General features: G+C 72.3%; 15 protein-coding genes. 8 read left to right on the plus strand and 7 right to left on the minus strand.

The genetic code is table 11. From position 1 onward, the window contains the following. Positions 1-357: 357 nt before the first annotated feature. A complete protein-coding gene (locus AB0D94_RS13830; RefSeq protein ID WP_362050611.1) occupies positions 358-1,215 on the plus strand; it encodes a hypothetical protein in 858 nt (285 codons plus the stop codon). Here the strand turns inward: AB0D94_RS13830 and AB0D94_RS13835 are convergent. The 3 genes from AB0D94_RS13835 to AB0D94_RS13845 form a co-directional block, all read right to left on the minus strand. Further along, positions 1,206-2,051: an aldo/keto reductase gene (locus AB0D94_RS13835; RefSeq protein ID WP_362050614.1), complete on the minus strand. Its 846-nt coding sequence runs from the start codon at positions 2,049-2,051 to the stop codon at positions 1,206-1,208. The genes AB0D94_RS13830 and AB0D94_RS13835 overlap by 10 nt on opposite strands. Beyond that, the gene (locus AB0D94_RS13840) at positions 1,985-3,196 is read right to left on the minus strand and encodes a cupin domain-containing protein (protein ID WP_362050617.1); all 1,212 of its coding nucleotides are present in this window, start codon (positions 3,194-3,196) and stop codon (positions 1,985-1,987) included. The genes AB0D94_RS13835 and AB0D94_RS13840 overlap by 67 nt, the downstream gene beginning before the upstream one ends. Before the next feature lie 89 nt (positions 3,197-3,285). After that, a complete protein-coding gene (locus AB0D94_RS13845) occupies positions 3,286-3,441 on the minus strand; it encodes a hypothetical protein (protein WP_157853303.1) in 156 nt (51 codons plus the stop codon). A 559-nt stretch (positions 3,442-4,000) separates the two neighbouring features. Between AB0D94_RS13845 and AB0D94_RS13850 the strand changes: the two genes are divergently transcribed. After that, the gene (locus AB0D94_RS13850; protein WP_362050621.1) at positions 4,001-5,359 is read left to right on the plus strand and encodes a helix-turn-helix domain-containing protein; all 1,359 of its coding nucleotides are present in this window, start codon (positions 4,001-4,003) and stop codon (positions 5,357-5,359) included. Here the strand turns inward: AB0D94_RS13850 and AB0D94_RS13855 are convergent. Next, a complete protein-coding gene (locus AB0D94_RS13855) occupies positions 5,329-5,862 on the minus strand; it encodes an NUDIX hydrolase (RefSeq protein ID WP_362050624.1) in 534 nt (177 codons plus the stop codon). The genes AB0D94_RS13850 and AB0D94_RS13855 overlap by 31 nt on opposite strands. Before the next feature lie 221 nt (positions 5,863-6,083). After that, complete coding sequence (gene serC / locus AB0D94_RS13860) at positions 6,084-7,202, minus strand: phosphoserine transaminase (RefSeq protein WP_362050627.1); 1,119 nt, start codon at positions 7,200-7,202, stop codon at positions 6,084-6,086. Between the two features lie 174 nt (positions 7,203-7,376). Here serC and AB0D94_RS13865 point away from each other — a divergent pair, with 174 nt between their 5' ends. The 3 genes from AB0D94_RS13865 to AB0D94_RS13875 are packed head-to-tail and all read left to right on the plus strand — an operon-like array spanning position 7,377 to position 11,711. Beyond that, the gene (locus AB0D94_RS13865) at positions 7,377-10,316 is read left to right on the plus strand and encodes an FAD-binding and (Fe-S)-binding domain-containing protein (protein ID WP_362050789.1); all 2,940 of its coding nucleotides are present in this window, start codon (positions 7,377-7,379) and stop codon (positions 10,314-10,316) included. Positions 10,317-10,374: 58 nt separating this feature from the next. Continuing rightward, positions 10,375-11,343, plus strand: coding sequence for an EamA family transporter (locus AB0D94_RS13870; RefSeq protein ID WP_362050630.1), 969 nt, complete (start codon positions 10,375-10,377; stop codon positions 11,341-11,343). Beyond that, a complete protein-coding gene (locus AB0D94_RS13875) occupies positions 11,343-11,711 on the plus strand; it encodes a DUF1801 domain-containing protein (protein ID WP_362050633.1) in 369 nt (122 codons plus the stop codon). The genes AB0D94_RS13870 and AB0D94_RS13875 overlap by 1 nt, the downstream gene beginning before the upstream one ends. A 121-nt stretch (positions 11,712-11,832) precedes the next feature. Here the strand turns inward: AB0D94_RS13875 and AB0D94_RS13880 are convergent, their stop codons facing one another. After that, positions 11,833-12,798: a WYL domain-containing protein gene (locus AB0D94_RS13880; protein WP_362050636.1), complete on the minus strand. Its 966-nt coding sequence runs from the start codon at positions 12,796-12,798 to the stop codon at positions 11,833-11,835. Between the two features lie 39 nt (positions 12,799-12,837). On the opposite strand from AB0D94_RS13880, the gene AB0D94_RS13885 reads away from it, so the two are divergent. Continuing rightward, positions 12,838-13,290: a hypothetical protein gene (locus tag AB0D94_RS13885; protein ID WP_362050639.1), complete on the plus strand. Its 453-nt coding sequence runs from the start codon at positions 12,838-12,840 to the stop codon at positions 13,288-13,290. A gap of 108 nt (positions 13,291-13,398) precedes the next feature. Here AB0D94_RS13885 and AB0D94_RS13890 read toward each other — a convergent pair whose 3' ends face one another. Then, positions 13,399-15,021, minus strand: coding sequence for an alpha/beta fold hydrolase (locus AB0D94_RS13890; protein ID WP_362050642.1), 1,623 nt, complete (start codon positions 15,019-15,021; stop codon positions 13,399-13,401). A gap of 318 nt (positions 15,022-15,339) precedes the next feature. Between AB0D94_RS13890 and AB0D94_RS13895 the strand changes: the two genes are divergently transcribed. Both AB0D94_RS13895 and AB0D94_RS13900 read left to right on the plus strand, forming a co-directional pair. Then, positions 15,340-16,176, plus strand: a complete 837-nt coding sequence (locus AB0D94_RS13895) for a TIGR03084 family metal-binding protein (RefSeq protein WP_362050644.1) — start codon at positions 15,340-15,342, stop codon at positions 16,174-16,176. Between the two features lie 158 nt (positions 16,177-16,334). Next, on the plus strand, positions 16,335-18,221 hold a 1,887-nt coding region (locus tag AB0D94_RS13900; protein WP_362050792.1), incomplete at its 3' end, for an acyclic terpene utilization AtuA family protein.

The following is an 18,221-nucleotide window of genomic DNA, read 5'->3' on the forward strand; positions in this document are numbered from 1 at the left end:
CTCCTGAAGGTATCGCGTGACGGCCCGTGCCTTGCCCGTGAGGTGGACGAACACGACGACGCGGGCGTCCCGGTGGCGGCCCGGGGTGCCGATGTCGGGGGTCTTGCCGCGGTCCGGGACGGGCGGTGCGAGGGAGGATGCGGCGGCCGCGCGGACCGGGGGTCGTTCGCCTTCCCGGAGTTGCCCGGCCAATAGCCGGAGGCGAGGGTCGAAGCTCCCGTCGGGGCGGCCGCTCGGCGGCCCCAGCGGGGCGTTGCGCTCGCGGACTCAGACATTGCCGGGCGGTCAGTGTTGGCGGACCGGGCAAGTCTCCGGGCCGTCTGCTGCTACGGTCTTTCGTTCGCCGAGGAGGTCGTGATGGCTGTTTCCCTGCCTGCCGCTGCCCGAGTGGACCTGCGTCGTCAGCCGGTCGAAGACGTGCTGGAGCGCGTGGAAGAGGCCCTGCACGTGCGTTTGGATAGGCAGGCGCTGGTACGTAAGCGCCGTTCCTTGGGTGGCCGCACAGAACGGGATACGTGGGTGCGTATCGAGCGGCGGGGATTCGAGCGGATCGGCCCGCAGGGCTGGAACGGGACGGAGGCTGCCGCCGTGCTGCAAGGGGTCGCGATGCCCGAGTGGTACCAGGGCGTGGCGTGGCGTGAGCGGGGCGAGCCGGTGATGTGGCGTGCGGATGAGCTGGAGCTGATTGCGTCGCCGTCTGTCGCCAAGGGCGCCCTGGTGCTCGAAGACCCGGGGCTGCCGGACGCGTGGTGGGAGGCGCTGAACGCCTCGCTTGACGCCCTCGCTGAACAGCAGACACCGCGGATCGCGACGCCGGACACGGTGACGATCACCCAGGAGCAGGTGACGCAGACACTCGGCGAGGTCTTCCCCGGGATTGCCGATACGCGGATCGAGCGGTGGGCGCCGGCTCATGCGGATCTGACCTGGGCCAACGTGATGGGACCGGAGTTCTCCATCATCGACTGGGAGGACTGGGGCATGGCGCCCCGGGGCCTGGACGCCGCGACGCTGTGGGGTAATGCGTTGGCCGTCCCGGCGCTCGCGGACCGCGTCCACCGGGAGCGAGGTGCGGACTTGGAGGGCCGGGACGGCAAGCTGATGTCGCTGTTCTTCCTGTCGAAGATCGTCGGACCCCACGCGTACGAGGAGGATCCGCTGCTGGTGCCGGCCCGGAAGGAGGCCGAGCGCCTGGTGGCCGAGCTTCAGCTCTGACGGAGCCCATGGAGGGCGCGCAGGTACTGACTGACGGCGGTGGTGTCCACCTCCGCGCCCAGGGCCTGGAGCAGCTGGGCCAGGTGAGCGGGGTCGTCGGTGCCGACCGCCACCGCGGCAGCGCTCGGCAGGTGGAATGCCGTACGAAATGCTGCCTGTACGCGGGACAAGCCATCGTGGGGCGGTCGGAGGAACGGGCGAGGGTCGAAGTCCTCCCAGACCTTCCCGTTGCCGCCCCCGAAGGGGCTCATGCCCCAGGTCTCGCCTGCCTGCCAGGCATTGCGCAGGACGGCCATGGTGTCGAGGAGGTCGATGCCTACGAGGAACCCGGCCCGGACCATGAGGACGTCCGGAGACGGCAGGTCTTCCACCCCGGCCATGCCGAGCGGCCGTGTGTCCCAGGAAGACACACCCCAAGTGCGGCACAGGCCGTCGCGGGCCGCGTCGACCAGGGCGGTGCAAGCGCTGCCGAGGAGGGCATGGCCGTCGGCCGGGGACATGCCCGCGAGGCTCTGTTCGGGGTTGTGGAGGAGCACGGTGTCAGGTTCCCTGCCGAGTTCCCGGGCCGTCTTCTCGATGGCCAGGCGTAGCCGGCTCGGATCGAGGGAGTGCTCAGCACCTCCGGCGCCCGGGAAGAAGCCCACCTTCGTGGACAGGGCGAACTTCGGCAGCAGATCAGCAGCCGTCTCGGCCAGCACCGCGTGCGAGCGGAAGCCGAGGTAGGCAGCCGCGGTGTCCAGAGCCGTGACGCCGAGGTCGAGTGCGGCCGTCAGGATGTCGCGGTGGTGACGAGACCGGTGTAAGCCGAGGACAAGGCGGGGGTCAGCTCCGTGCACAATTCCTCCTTCAACAAGATCTCGGCGAGCTGCTCCACGTCCAGGCCGGTCTTCTCGGCAGCGTCGGCGATGTCGACGGGGTGGCCGCTCAGCAGCAGGGTGAGCGCGGGGTACGCCTTGCCGGAGAAGGAGAGCTTCTTGCCTGCCGCCAGGACGTCCACGGTTTCGGTGTGCCGCTCGATCGCGGGCTCGAAGTCGGTGACGCACACGACGGCCGCGGGCTTGCCGAACAGGCCGGTGGCCGGGACATGCCGGGCGGCTAGGCGTTCCCGCTCGCGGGCATCGAAGAAGTCCTGCGGAGTCAGCTTCGCAGGCAGCCCGGCGACGGCGTCGGCCAGGAGCCGCTGCTGCCTCTCCCACTGGCCAGGCGAGTTCCATCGGTCCAGGTCGTACCGGAATAGCTCCTGCGTGCGGGCTTGGTCGGCGAGCCAGGCCAGCCAGTTCACTCCGACGCGCTTCACGATGCCGAAGGTGGCGTGCAGGCTGTAGCCGTCGCCCTGGTCGTCCCGGGTGGCCTGGTGCCAGTAGCCGCGGGGGATGTGCATCACGTCGCCGGGCTCCATGACGCCCTGCCACACGATCTCGTCGCTGGGCTCGGAGTTGGGGGCGGAGTCGCGGTACATCGGAGCCTTGCGGGAGGCGCCGCGGACTTCCCAACTCTTGTGGCCGGATAGCTGGACGATCACGACGTCGTGGTCGTCCCAGTGGAGATTGAAGCCGCTGGCGTCCTGGGTGGTCAGGTAGGCGTTCACCTGCACCAGCTCACGGGCCCACCACTGGAGCGCGCGGCATGTGGCTTCCATGACCGGGTCGAAGAAGTCGACCTCGTCCAGAACCATGGTGCAGCCCTCGCGCATCAGCGTGCCGACCTGGTGCATGTCGGCCATGGGGATGGCCTGCCCCCGCCGGGTGACGGAGGGGTGGATGTAGCGGCCAGGGTGCAGTTCGGCGCCGTCCTGGAAGATGCGGAACTGGGGGGTGGTGACGCTGCGGCGCATCACCAGGTCCAGCAGCTTCTTGGGGTTGAGCAGGCGATCGAGCAGATCGAGATCCTCGATCGTTCCCCGGGCGAAAGCGGCTCCGAGTTCCCTGGGGCCGTCCCAGCCAAGGGCTTTCTCCATCGCGGTGACGAAGTGGTGGTCCACGTGTTCCTCCGGTCTGCGTCATGGGCGTGAGGGTCGGGGGCCCGCCGTGATGACGAGCCCCCGGTTGGTGCTGTGGCGTGCTGGTGGTGCTACTCCTGCGGGAGGTTCAGGCCGTCGCGGTTCTCGCCGTCGTCGCCCGCGGAGGTGCCGGTGGAGTCGGACTCCGCCGCCGCAGCGGTGAAGCGGTCCTGGACCTTGATCAGGCTCTCGACGCCGATCAGCAGGTCTTCCTTCTGCGCTGCCATGTGTGTCTCCGTTTCCTGGAAGTCCAGGGCCGACGGGTGCCGGCCCAGCCCCGATGGGGCGTGCCTCACCAGCCCTGTTGTTCGGGGCCGGTGAGGAGACGGGAGGTGGCGCGAGGCCACGGATCGAGCGAACTCCGGATTCGTGCCGGAATCCGGTTGGATGCCGGCCGAAGGGCACCGGCCGACGACGACGTACCGCCACAGCGGGGGCACTCGCACGGGGGGTAGCGGCCGGGGTTGGAGAGGAGGTCGAACGGGTCGCCTTCCAGGACCCGCGTGCTCGGCGACCACGTCCGGCCTGAGTCCCGCGATACCCGGATGCTCATCAGGACGCGGGGTTCTATGCCCAGGTCAGGGGATCTCTCGAGGGCCGTTCGCTCTGTGTCAGGAGTGCCCGCCGAATCGTTCAAGGCGGTCGTCCTCGGTCGCTTCGCCATGTCCAGAAGCATCGCGATCAGTACGACGGGCCAGAAAGGCCCAGCGGATTACCCAACTTGGGTAACATCACAGTCCGTTGAGACCTTGAAGCGATCCGTAGTCTTCCTCCGGAGCGTGCCCGATGCCCGAGTCACGTCGCACGAAGGAACTACCGGCAAGTCTGCTCACCGATCCCGAGATGATCGACGCGTGCCGTGTGCGCGACTTCGCGAGGGTCTTTCGCCTGGTCAAGGCACGCGCAGGCATCTACCCGTCGATGATCGCGCGCCAGTGTGAGCTGACGCCGAGCCGGGTGGGGGAGGTAATTGCGGGCCAGCGGCAGCTACTCCACATGGACGTGATCGAGCGGATTGCAGACGGGCTGCGCATCCCGGGGCACATGCTCGGGCTTGCCCGACGGGAGTGGGAAACGCCGGTCGCGCTTGCCGTGGCAGAGCGAGAGCCACCGGCGTCGGTGCACCCACCTGCCGGGCTCAGGCCGCTTGCAGCATTACCCGGGGTGGAGGTGGACAGCATCCTTGCCCTGGCTGCCGGGACCAAGCCGAGCCCTTCCACTCTCCAGGCGCTCCGGTCCTCGATCGAGGACTACTGGCGACGCGACGACGAGCACGGCGGGGAGCCCCTTCGACCGGCCGTCGTCGGCCAGCTGCGATACGTCGAAGGGCTGCTGAAGGGACAGCGGCCGACGCCGATACAGAACGGCCTCTACGGCATCGCGGCGGAGCTGGCGCGGCTGACGGGTTGGACGTACTTCGACGCCCGGCAGTACCAGCAGGCCCGCGCGTACTTCTCGGAAGCTCTGCAACTGGCCAGGGAGATTGACGACCATCCGTTCATGGCCAACGTGCTGGCCTGCATGAGTCTGCAAGCGACCTACCAGGACAAGCCGGCGGACGCGCTTGCACTGGTGTCTGCTGCCCAGGACCAGGCCCGTGCCGCCAGCGGGGCGACGCCGAGAGTACGGGCGATGCTGGCCATGCGCGAAGCCTTCGCCCACGCGGCCTTGGGGGACCGGAAGGCGACGCATAACGCGATCTCCGAGGCCCACAGTCAGTTCGAGCGCATCCGCGAGGGTGACATGGACCCGGCATGGGTGACGTACTTCGATGAGCCGAAGCTCATCGTGGACACCGGCATTGCACACGGCCGTCTTGGCGAGGCAGCGATTGCAGAACCGCTGATCACGGATGCGCTGGAGCGGGAGGACCCCGCGAACCAGCGCGGCCGGGCGTTCCATGCCTTCTGGCTGGCCCGCACGCAGCTCCAGCGGGGCAAGCTCGACCAGGCGTGCCACACGGCGATAGAGGCCCTGGTGCCTGCCGCAGCGGTGTCGTCCGAGCGGGTGGCCGGGCACCTTCGCGAGTTCTACGAGCAGCTTGCGCCCTATCGCGAGGTGCCGGCCGCGGTTGCCTTCGAGGCACGTCTACGAGCGATGCTTCCCCCGCAGGGTCAGCGAACCCCTTCGTCCATCAGGACGTAGAGGAGGCCGACCAGTGAGCCGCTGCTGACGATCTCGCGGCGGTCGATCATGCCCCGGATGTCCGCCAGGGGGATCCACTCGACGCGGTCCGACTCGTTCTTCTCTGTCGGCGGCCCGTCGTACGTCGCACCGTCGGCGCGGAACAGGTGGTGCTGGGAGTCGGTGATGCCGTTCGCCGGTTCGGCATAGATCAGAGGCTTCATCGGACCCGGACGCCAGCCGGTCTCTTCGAGGACTTCACGGGCGGCAGCCTCGCCCGGGGTCTCGTCCGCTTCCACCAGGCCCATGGGCAGCTCCCAGGCCCACGCGTCCGTGATGAAGCGGTGGCGCCACATCATCAGGACCTCTTGGCGGTCATTGAGCACGGCGGCCACGGCCAGGTGGCGGAGCTTGACGACGTGGTGTTCCCAGCGGTGGCCGTCCGGCGTTTCGATGTCGGTGAGCCACAGGTTCACCCACTTGTTTTCGTAGATCGGACGTTCCCCGTGGATCTTCCACTGCATCGCTGCGGCCCCTCTCGATCGGCCTCCAGCATCGCAGAGATGAGCCGAACGGCAGCCAGGTTCCGGCCGATTCACGTCAGACTGACGCATACCAAGACAAGGGCCGGCAGCGTGTCGTAGTCGTGCGATCACCACCTGCGGACGCACCGTCTCGCCGCAAGGGGGCCGGGCAAGCCGAAGCCCCCGGCGACTCACGTCACCGGGGGCCGCGAGTATGAGTGCTAGAGCTTCTCGATGACGTAGTCGATGCACGCGGTGAGCGCCTGCACGTCCGCCGGGTCGATCGCCGGGAACATCGCGATGCGCAGCTGGTTGCGGCCGAGCTTGCGGTACGGCTCGGTGTCCACGATGCCGTTGGCGCGCAGCACCTTGGCCACGGCCGCCGCGTCGACGTCGTCCGAGAAGTCGATCGTGCCGATGACGGCGGAGCGCTTGTCGGCGTCCACGACGAACGGGGTCGCGTACTTCGACGCCTCCGCCCAGCCGTACAGGTTGCGCGCGCTGGCCGCCGTACGGCCGGTCGTGAACTCCAGACCGCCCTTGCTGTTCATCCACTCCAGCTGCTCGTTCAGCAGGAACAGGGTGGACAGCGCCGGGGTGTTGTACGTCTGGTTCTTCAGCGAGTTGTCGATCGCCGTCGGCAGCGAGAAGAACTCCGGGATGTGCCGGCCGGAGCCGTGCACGCGCGCGGCGCGCTCCAGGGCGGCCGGGGAGAACGCCGCCAGCCACAGCCCGCCGTCCGAGGCGAAGGACTTCTGCGGGGCGAAGTAGTAGACGTCCGTCTCGGTGATGTCCACCGGCAGACCGCCGGCGCCCGAGGTCGCGTCCACCAGGACGAGGGACCCGGCGTCCGCGCCCGCAACGCGCTTGACGGGCGCCGCGACGCCCGTCGAGGTCTCGTTGTGGGTGTACGCGTACACGTCCACGCCCGCCTCGGCGACCGGCTCGGGGTGCGTACCCGGCTCGGAGGAGATCACGCTGGGCGCGTCCAGCCACGGCGCGAGCTTGGCGGCCTTGGCGAACTTGGAGGAGAACTCACCGAAGGTGAGGTGCTGGGACTTCTGCTCGATCAGCCCGTGCGTCGCGATGTCCCAGAAGGCGGTGGAGCCGCCGTTGCCCAGGATCACCTCGTAGCCCTCGGGCAGGGAGAAGAGGTCCCGGATGCCCTGACGCACCGAGCCGACCAGGTTCTTGACCGGGGCCTGGCGGTGCGAGGTTCCGAGCAGGGAGGTTCCGGTGGCGGCGAGGGCGTCCAGCGCCTCGGTCCGCACCTTGGAGGGGCCCGCGCCGAAGCGTCCGTCGGCGGGCTTGATGTCAGCGGGAATCTGGATCTCGGCCACGAGCGGAGCGTAGCCGGTCGCGGACCGGGCTCCGGAGGCGCGTCCACCCGATGAGACGAACGGCCGCGGTGGGAGGCTTGCACCGTGACGTCACCCGGTGAACTCGAACGGACCTTGCGGGCGGAACTGCGCGGGCAGGTGGACTTCGGCGCCGCCGCGCGGGCGCTGGTGACCATGGACGCCTCGAACTACCGCCGGGTCCCCGTCGGCGTGGTCGCCCCGCGGGACGCGGAGGACGTGGCGGCCGCGCTCCGGGTGTGCGCCGAGGCCGGGGTCCCGGTCGTCCCGCGCGGCGGCGGCACCTCCATCGCGGGCCAGGCCACGGGCCTGGGCGTGGTCCTCGACCTCACCCGGCACATGAACGCCCTGGTCTCCGTGGACCCGGCGGCCCGCACCGCGGTCGTCCAGCCGGGTCTGGTCCTCGACCGGCTGCGGGACGCGGTGCGCCCGTACGGGCTGACCTTCGGGCCCGACCCCTCCACGCACTCCCGCTGCACCCTCGGCGGCATGATCGGCAACAACGCGTGCGGGGCCCACTCGGTGGCCTGGGGCACCACAGCCGACAACGTGGCCGAGCTCGCGGTGACCGCGTACGGGGGCTCCTCGCACCGGATCTCCACCGGCTGGGCCGGGACCCCGGCGGGGCTGCGGGAGCTGGTCGCGGGGAACCTGGCGGTGCTCCGGACCGGAATGGGAGGCGGCTTCTCGCGGCGGATCTCCGGCTACGGCGGCCTCGACGCCCTGCTGCCCGAGCGGGGCGTGCAGACGGCCCGGGCGTTCTGCGGGAGCGAGGGCACGCTCGGGGTGGTGACCGAGGCCGTGGTGCGCCTGGTGGAGGCGCCGCGCGCGCCGGTGCTCGCGGTGCTCGGGTACGCCGACGAGAGCGCGGCGGCGGACGCGGCGGCGGGGCTGCTGCCCTTCGGCCCGCTGACGGTCGAGGGGATGGCGCAGGATCTGGTGCGCGGGGCCGCGGGGCTGCCGAGGGGCGGGGCCTGGCTGTTCGTGGAGATGCGGGACGAGGGCGCGGCGAGGTCACTCGTACGGGCCGCGGACGCGCTCGACGCGGTGGTCGTCACCGACCCGGCGGGGCAGCGGGCGCTGTGGCGGATCCGCGAGGACGCCGCCGGCACGGCGACCCGTATGCCCGACGGCTCGATGGCCTGGCCGGGATGGGAGGACTGCGCCGTGCCGCCGGCCCGGCTGGGGGCGTACCTGCGCGAGTTCCGGGGTCTGTTGGCGGCCCACGGGCTGCGCGGATCCCCGTACGGGCACTTCGGCGAGGGCTGCGTGCACGTACGGATCGACTTCGACCTGGTGTCGGCGGGCGGGGTGGCCCGCTTCCGGACGTTCTCGGAGGAGCTGACCGACCTGGTGATCTCCCACGGCGGCTCGCTGTCGGGGGAGCACGGGGACGGGCAGGCCCGCGCGGAACTCCTGCCGAGGATGTACGGGGCGGAGGTGGTCGGGCTCTTCGCCGCCTACAAGGACGTGTGGGACCCGGCGGGCGGCATGAACCCCGGCATGCTGGTCCGGCCGGGGCGCCTCGACGAGAACCTGCGCTTCGCCGTGCTCCCGCCGACGCCCTTCGCCCGGGAGGTCGCGCGGTGCGTGGGGGTCGCGAAGTGCCGTACGGCCGAGCCGGGCGGGCCGGGGGTGATGTGCCCCTCCTACCGGGCCACCGGCGAGGAACAGCACTCCACGCGCGGCCGGGCCCGGCTGCTGCACGAGATGCTGGCCGGGGAGGTCGTCACCGACGGCTGGCGCTCGGCGGAGGTGGCCGAGGCGCTGGACCTGTGCCTGGGCTGCAAAGGATGCCGCAGCGACTGCCCGGTGGGCGTGGACATGGCCGCGTACAAGGCGGAGTTCCTGCACCACCACTGGGCCGGCCGGATCCGCCCGCTGTCCCACTACACCCTCGGCGGCCTCCCGGCCTGGCTGCGCCTGATCACCGCCCTCCGCGGGCCGCGCGCGGCCAACGCCCTGGCCCGCCACCTCCCCGTCCCGGGCCTGACCCGCACCCCGCCCCGCACCCTCCCGCCCCTGGCGGACCAGACGTTCAGCACGTGGTGGCGAAGGGGGGCGGAGCCAGGGCCGAACCCAGCCCCGCCGGTACGGCCTGAGCCGGGGGCGGAGCCAGGGCCGAACCCAGCCCCGCCGGCGTTTGAGGCGCGGGTCCGGGCAGAGCCCGGGAGCCGCCCGCAGGGCCAGATGAGGCCGGGCGAGGCGCCCCGCAGGGACCAGGCTCCGCCCGAGGGCGAGGCTCCGCCCAACGGTCAGGCTCCCCGCAGGGGCGAGGCTCCGCCCACGGGCCAGGCTCCCCGCAGGGGCGAGGCAACCGTCACCCTGTGGCCCGACACCTTCACGGAGTACCTCAGCCCCGCCACCGGCCGCGCAGCGGTACGCGTACTCCAGGCGGCCGGACTCCGCGTAGCGGTCCCCCCGGGCCGGGTGTGCTGCGGCCTGACCTACGTGTCCACCGGCCGCCTCGACCGCGCCCGCAAGGTCCTGCGCCGCACCCTGGACGCGCTGGACGAACTGGACGCGCCGGCCGGGCCGAACGCCCCGGGCGGGACCCGCGGGCCCGTGCTGGTCCTGGAACCCAGCTGCGCCGCGGCCCTGCGCGGCGACCTCCCCGCCCTGCTCCCCGACGACCCCCGCGCACCCCGCCTCGCGGCCGCCGTGCGGACCTTCGCCGAGACCCTGGAGGAGTACGCCCCGGCCTGGCGGCCACCGCGCCTGGACCGGGCGGTCGTCGGCCAGACCCACTGCCACCAGCACGCCGTCCTCGGCGACGGCGCCGACCGGCGGCTGCGCGAGCGCGCCGGGCTGGTGGGCGAGCTCAGCGGCGGCTGCTGCGGCCTGGCGGGCAACTTCGGCTTCGAGCCGGGCCACCACGAGGTCTCGGTGGCCTGCGCGGAGGAACAGCTGCTCCCGTCCTTGCGGGCGGCCCCGCCGGACGCCCTGGTCCAGGCGGACGGGTTCTCCTGCCGGACCCAGATCACCCAGCTGGGCGGCGGCGGCCACCGGCCCCGGCACCTGGCGGAACTGCTGGCGGAGGGGCTGGATCAGGCACTCGACGCGGGGGCGGAGGGCGGGGCCGACACGCAGCCGTAGCGAACATGTAAGGCAAAACACGGGAGTACGGCCCTTACCCACCCCGTAATCTGGATAAATGCCCGCACCCTCCTCGCCCTCGACGACCGCCGCCCCTTCCGCGGAAGCCTCCGTTCCGCTCCCCGTGGGCAGCCCCGCCGCTGACCTCGGCGGCGGCCGAGTCCGCGGCCGCGGACTCGGGCCGGTCGCGCTGGTGATCTCGGCGGGCATCTCGGTGCAGTTCGGCGCCGCCCTCGCGGTCATGATCATGCCGCGGGCCGGCGCGGCGGGCGTGGTCACGCTGCGCCTCGCGGCCGCCGCGCTCGTCCTGCTCCTCCTGTGCCGGCCCAAGGTGCGCGGCTACTCCCGCGCCGACTGGGGCACGGTCGTCGTCTTCGGCCTCACCATGGCCGGCATGAACGGCCTCTTCTACCAGGCCGTGGACCGGATCCCGCTCGGTCCGGCCGTCACCCTGGAGGTCCTCGGCCCGCTGGCCCTGTCGGTCATCGTCTCCCGGCGCCTGGTGAACCTGCTGTGGGCGGGCCTGGCCCTGGCCGGGGTCGTGCTGCTGTCCAGCCACGGCGGGGGCGGCTTCGGCGGCCTCGACCTGCTGGGCGCGGCCTTCGCGCTCGGCGCGGGCGCGATGTGGGCCGCGTACATCGTCTTCAGCGCGCGGACCGGCCGCCGCTTCCCGCAGGCGGACGGCCTGGCCCTGGCCATGGCGGTGGCCGCGGTGCTCTCGCTCCCGCTGGGCATCGTCGAAGCCGGCTCCGACCTGCTGGTCCCGAGCACCCTCGCCCTGGGCGTGGGCGTGGCCGTACTGTCCTCCGTACTGCCCTACACCCTGGAACTGCTCGCCCTGCGACGGATGCCCTCCCCGACCTTCGCCGTCCTGATGAGCCTGGAACCGGCCATCGCGGCCACCGCGGGCTTCCTCGTCCTGAACCAGGCCATGTCCGCCCTGGACGCCCTGGCCATCGCCCTCGTGATCGCGGCCAGCATGGGCGCGGTCCGCTCCCAGATCGGCAAGAAGGCGGAGGCTGCCTGATGGACCCCGTTGACCCTGTGACCACGTACCTCTCCGGAGTCCCCGACGAGCGCCGCGAGGCCCTCACCCGGCTGCGGGAGCTGTGCCTGTCGGAGCTGACGGGCTTCGAGGAGCACATCGCCTACGGCATGCCCGCGTACGTCCGGCCGGGGGCCGAGGCCGGGGAGATCGCCTGGGCGAACCAGAAGCAGTACATCTCCTTCTACTTGATGCGTACGGACATCCGCGACGCCTTCGCGGACCGCCTGGCCGCACACGACATGGGCAAAGCCTGCCTCCGCTTCCGCAACCCCGCCAGGGTCGACTTCACCCTCCTGCGCGACCTCCTCCGCGCCACGGCTCAGGCCGAGCCGGGCAAGGTCTGCTGACCAGGACCAGGACCAGGACCAGGACCAGGACCAGGACCAGGACCAGGACCAGGACCAGGACCAGGACCAGGACGAGGACCAGGACCAGGACCAGGACCAGGACCAGGACGAGGGCCAGGGCCTAGCGGTCGTCGTACACGGCCGTCATGGCGGCCAGTGCGGCCCTGATGCGGGCGCGGAGGGCGGGCGAGGAGAGGACCTCCGCGTCCGCGGCCAGGGCCAGGAACTGGGCCTCCGCTTGGTCCGCCGACTCGATCGGGAGGGTCGCGCGGGTCCAGCCGGGAGCCTCCGGGTCCGGGCGGCCGGTGGCCGCCAGGGCGCGGGCCTGGGGGCCCGTCAGCCGGTCCGCCGCCCGCGCGGAGAGGCGTACCACCGCCTCCTCCGGGTACAGCCGCGCGTGGAAGTCCTCCTGGGACCGGCGCCAGTGCGCCGCCAGGTCGAAACCCTCCGGGAGGTCCGCGGTCTCCGTCGTCTCCGTCACCGACAGGATCTGGTCGACCCGGTACGTCCGGGCCCCGTCCGGGCCCGCCACCAGGTACCAGCGGCCCGCCTTCAGGACCAGACCGTACGGGGCGAGGCGCCGCTCGACCTCCCGCGGCTCCTTCCACCTGCGGTAGCGCACCTCGACCACCCGGCCCCGCCACACGGCGTCGGCGACCTGCGCGAGGTACGGGGTCTCCTCGTGCTCCGCGTACCAGCCCGGCGCGTCCAGGTGGAACCGCAGCCGCATCCGGTCCGCCTGCGCGCGCAGCTCCGGCGGCAGCGCCGCCCGCAGCTTCAGCTGGGCCGCCGACAGGGCCCGTCCGAGGCCCAGTTCCGCCGCCGCCCCCGGCATCCCGGTCAGGAACAGGGCCTCCGCCTCGCCCGTGCTGAGCCCCGTCAGCCGGGTCCGGTAGCCGGCGAGCAGCTGGTAGCCCCCGCTGTGCCCGGCGTCCCCGTACAGCGGGACGCCCGCCGCGGCCAGCGCCTCCGCGTCGCGGTAGACCGTACGGACGGACACCTCCAGCTCGCCCGCGAGCTCGGCGGCGGTCATCCGCCCCCGGGTCTGGAGGAGGAGCAGGATCGACAGCAAGCGGCTCGACTTCACTGACACATGGTGTCAGTGGAGTGCTCCTACCGTCCTTCCATGAACGATTTCGACTTCCTCGTCGGCAGCTGGGACGTAACCAACCGCTGGCGCACCGACTTCCTCGACTCCGACAGCGCGTGGGAGGAGTTCCCGGCCGTCTCCCGCGCCTCCCGTCACTTCGACGGCGGCGCCAGCTTCGACGAGATCGACTTCCCGACGAAGGGCTTCGGCGGTCTGACGCTGCGTCTCTACGACCCCGAGCGCGAGGAGTGGTCGCTGTACTGGTCGAGCCGCCGCACCGGCGTCCTCTTCCCGCCCGTCGTCGGCCGGTTCGACGGCCACCGCGGAGTGTTCGAGGGCGCGGACACGCACGACGGGAAAGCGGTCCGGGTGCGGTTCGTGTGGTCGGACATCGAGACCGGCTCTCCCCGCTGGGAGCAGTTCTTCTCCGCCGACGCGGGTGACACCTGGATCCACAACTGGACGATGGACTTCCGCCCTCGCCCCTGAGGTGACCCACGCACGTACGCCCGCCCCGCCGGCACGGGGGTCCGGCAGGGCGGGCGTACGACCTCTGTCCGACTGTCCGATCTGTTCGGCCTGTTCGACTTGTCCGGCCTATCCGAGCGGCAGGTCCAGGTACGAAGGCGTCGCCTCCGGCGAGGTGAACGCCAGCGTCGCGCGGGGGAGGTTGGCGTCGCCGTAGAAGGGGTCGCGGGCGTCGATCACCAGCATCAGGCGGTGGTCGCGCGGGACGTCGTACGCCGTCGCCTGGAGGTCGATGTCCGCGCTGATCAGGCTGTCCGGCGGGGAGTCTAGGTCGGTGTACGGGGCGTGCGTGACGATGTGGGCGGTGTTGTCGGGTGCCACGTCCAGCAGGTACGCGACGAAGGTGGAGCCCGGGTTCGCCGCCCGGTAGGTGACGCGCAGCCGGGGCGTGCCCCGTAGCCGGGTGGTCTCGCGGCCCGGGGCCGAGGCCCACACCGCGGCGACGGAGCGGTCGATGTCAGCGGTCGGGTAGACCTTCGGGCGGCCGGCCATCTCCGGGTAGCCGGAGGTGACGACCGAGTCGGCGACGGTGGCCGGGGTGTCCATCCCGCACAGCACGCCCGCCGTCCAGCCGGCCTCCGGCTCCTCGGTCAGCTCGCCGCCGTCCGCCAGGTGCAGCCTGCGGACCTCCTCGGTGACGGAGTGCCAGGTGGGGCGGGGTTCCAGGGTCTTGTTCCACATGACCTCGTTCAGCACCTGGCCCTCGGCTTCGATGCCGTTGTCGATCCCCTTGAGGTGGCGGTCGAACCAGCGGTGGGCGTCCGTCCAGATCCGGTTCGGCAGGCCGAGCATGCCCGAGGCCTCGGGGCCGGAGTGGTCGCCTATGGAGAGGGCGAGGCGTTTGGGGCCGGTCAGCTCGTTGAACACCTTCAGGGTCTGGTTGGACGGGAAGAGCGTCTCGTGCCAGGCGTGCGAGTAGAAGACCGGGACCTGGCGGCGGTTGAGCTCCTTGATGTGGGTGAAGGGCGAGCGCGGCTCCGCCCAGCGCAGGGTGCCGCGGATGTCGCGGTCGGCCAGCACGTTGTCGAAGACGCTCTGCGTCTGCGGGCTCAGCCGGGCCTTCGCGGCGGCGGCGAGCAGGGCCCGTACGGCCGCGACGTGGCGCGTGGAGTTCTCGTAGAACGCCTCTCCGAGGTCGCCCCAGCTGCTCAGCGCGACCACCGCGTCGACGCGGGTGTCGTGCGCGGCGACCAGCTGGCTGATGCCGGAGCCGTACGAGTCCCCGAGGAAGCCGATCTTCGTCACCGGGCCGGCGCTGCGCTCGACGAGGTGGTCCAGGGCGCGGCTGCCGTCGGCGACGTCGAGCGGGCCCGCCACGTCGACCTGGCCCTGGGAGCCGGCGAAGCCGCGAGCGGAGTAGGCGAGGACGTCGTAGCCGCGGATCGCGAAGAGGGTGGCCTGGACGGCGTACGCCAGCCAGCCCAGGTCGGTCCACGGCGAGGGCATGATGATCACCGGCCGCGGCTGGACCCCGGTGTGCCGCCACAGCGCGGCGTCGAGGAGGTCGCCGTCGGCGCCGGTCACCTTGCCGCGGGTGAAGACGACGCCGGCGCGGGACTCGGCGACCTCGGCGGCGCGGGCGGGGGAGAGGCCGGTGACGTCGCCGCTCTCCAGGGCGCCGACGAAGGCGCCGAGGGCGGTCGAGTCGAGTTCGGGGTAGAGGGAGGAGGGGGTTCGTCCGGCTGCGGTCACGTCGGTTCATCCTCTGTGTCGAGTGACATGAACGTGGTGTGCTCGCCCGGGCCCGGAGCGGAACGTCCAGTATCGACGGGACATCCGGTGACGTATCGCGAGTTTCGCCGTTACGGCCTGAATCGCCCCCTCCGTACCGGGTGGACGGAGTGGGGCGGGACCTGCGGTCGTCGTGCGTCGCCCCAAGTCGGTTTTGCCGTACGGGTGTTGGTGGCGGTGGCGGGAACGCGCCGGATCCCCGCCAAATCATGCAAGCGTGCTTGATTGTTTTGGTGGAGGCTGCCACTCTTCCCCTCACGCCGAGAGGGGAGCGCACCCGTGCCCGATCCGTCCGCAGTCGATGCCGTTGCTTCCGATGCCACCGACGCCGCTGCCGTCTTCGTCGATCTGCGTGAGGAGGGGCGGGAACTCGACTGGCTGGTAGGGGAGTTGCCCGAGGGCGACTGGGCCCGGGCCACTCCTGCGGCGGGCTGGAGCATCGCGCACCAGATCGCCTACCTGCACTGGACCGACCGGGCCGCGCTGCTCTCCCTGACCGACGCCGCCGGCTTCGGCCGCATGGTCGAGGAGGAGGCCCTGAAAGCCCCCGACTCCTTCGTCGACGAGGGCGCGGAGGAAGGCGCGGCGCTGCCGCCCGCCGAACTGCTGGCCCGCTGGCGGGCCGGGCGCGCCGCCCTCGACGAGGCGCTGGCCGCCGCCTCGCCCGACACCCGCTTCCCCTGGTACGGGCCCCCGATGAAAGCCGCCTCGATGGCGAGCGCCCGGCTGATGGAGACCTGGGCGCACGGCCAGGACGTCGCCGACGCGCTCGGCGTACGCCGCGCCCCGACCGCCCGGCTGCGCCACGTGGCCCGGATCGGCGTACGGGCCCGCGACTACGCGTACGCCGTACGCGGACTGCCCGCGCCCGCCGCGGAGTTCCGGGTCGAGCTGGCGGTCCCGGGCGGCTCCGGGGTGTGGGCGTACGGCCCGCCGGACGCCGCGCAGCGGATCACCGGCCCGGCCCTCGACTTCTGCCTCCTGGTGACCCAGCGCGCCCACCGGGCCGACCTGGCGCTGACCGCGACCGGCCCCGACGCGGACGCCTGGCTGGACATCGCGCAGGCCTTCGCCGGCCCGGCGGGCCCGGGGCGGGCACCGGAGGCCGGCCGATGACCGGGGGCCCGCCGACCGGCAGCCCGGTGTCCCGCAGCCCGCTGACCCGCAGTCCCGTGACCGGCAGCCCGGTGTCCCCCAGTCCGGCGTCCCGCCGTCCGCTGCGCATCGGCAACGCCTCCGGCTTCTACGGGGACCGCTTCGACGCCCTGCGCGAGATGCTGACCGGCGGCCCGCTGGACGTGCTGACCGGGGACTACCTGGCCGAGCTGACGATGCTGATCCTCGGCCGTGACCGCCTGAAGAACCCGGACCTCGGCTACGCCAAGACCTTCCTGCGCCAGCTGGAGGAAGGGCTCGGGCTCGCGCACGAGCGGGGCGTACGGATCGTCGCGAACGCGGGCGGGCTCAACCCGGCCGGACTCGCCGACGCCGTCCGCGCGCTGGCCGCCAAGGCGGGCGTGCCCGTCACCGTCGCGCACGTGGAGGGCGACGACCTGATGCCCTACGAGGAAGGGGCGCTGACGGCCAACGCCTACCTCGGGGGCGCCGGCATCACGGCCTGTCTGCGGGCCGGCGCGGACGTGGTCGTGACCGGCCGGGTCACGGACGCGGCGCTGGTCAGCGGCCCGGCGGCCTGGTGGTTCGACTGGGCCGACGACGACTACGACCGGCTGGCGGGGGCGGTGGTCGCGGGCCACGTCCTGGAATGCGGCACCCAGGCCACCGGCGGCAACTACTCCTTCTTCACCGCGCACGACGTCCGCCGCCCGGGCTTCCCGCTCGCGGAGATCTCCGCCGACGGGACATCGGTGATCACCAAGCATCCGGGCACGGGCGGAGCCGTCACCACCGGAACGGTCACCGCCCAACTCCTCTACGAGACGCAGGGCGTGCGCTACCTGGGCCCAGACGTGACCGCCCGCCTGGACACCGTCCGGCTGGCCGGGGACGGCCCCGACCGCGTCCGCGTCTCGGGTGTGCTCGGCGAACCCCCGCCGCCCACCCTCAAGGCGGGCATCACCCGCATCGGCGGCTGGCGCAACGAGGTGGTCTTCGTCCTGACCGGCCTGGACATCGACGCGAAGGCCGCCCTGGTCCGCGCCCAGCTGTCCGAAGCCCTGGACGGCGTGGCCGACGCCGCCTGGACCCTGGCCCGTACGGACCACGAGGACGCCCCGACGGAGGAGACGGCGAGCGCCCTGCTGCGCCTGGTCGTCCGCGACCCGTCCCCGGACCGCGTCGGGCGCGCCCTGACCTCGGCGGCCGTGGAACTCGCCCTGGGCAGCTACCCGGGCTTCCACGTCACGGCCCCACCGGGCCCGGCCCAGCCGTACGGGGTCTTCACCTCGGCCCACGTCCCGGCGTCGACCGTCCCCCACGAAGCGGTCCTCCCGGACGGCACCCGGCTGCGGATCCCCGCAGCGCGGGGCCTTGCCACCACCCCGCCCGAAAGATCAGCCTCGCCGGCGATTGAGGCGCGGGGGCCCGGGGGCGGAGCCCCCGCCGGGTCCGGGGCGGAGCCCCGGGACGGGGGGCTGGGGGCGGAGCCCCCGGTTTCGGGAAGGGGCGGGGTGGGGGAGAGCCCCGCAGGGACCACCACCCGCGCGCCGCTCGGCGCCGTGGCAGGGGCCCGCAGCGGCGACAAGGGCGGGGACGCCAACATCGGGGTGTGGGTGGAATCGGCCGCCGCCTGGGACTGGCTCCACCGCACCCTCACCGTGGAAGTCCTCCGAGGCCTGCTCCCCGAGACCCGCGGTCTCCCCGTCACCCGGCACGTGCTCCCGAACCTCCGCGCCCTGAACTTCCAGATCCAGCGCATCCTCGGCGACGGCGTCGCCTCCGGCCACCGCTTCGACCCCCAGGCCAAGGCCCTCGGCGAATGGCTCCGCGCCCGCCACCTCGACATCCCGGCCCACCTGCTGCCCGCAACCGCAACCGCAACCGCAACCGCAACCGCAACCGCAACCGCAACCGCGCCTGCAACCGCGCCCGAATCCGTGCCCGAAACCGCGCCTGCAACCGCGCCCGAATCCGTGCCCGAAACCGCGCCTGCAACCGCGCCCGAATCCGTGCCCGAAACCGCGCCTGCAACCGCGCCCGAA

Origin of the sequence: Streptomyces sp. NPDC048255 (genome assembly GCF_040652415.1) — a bacterium.
Classification (GTDB): Bacteria; Actinomycetota; Actinomycetes; order Streptomycetales; family Streptomycetaceae; genus Streptomyces.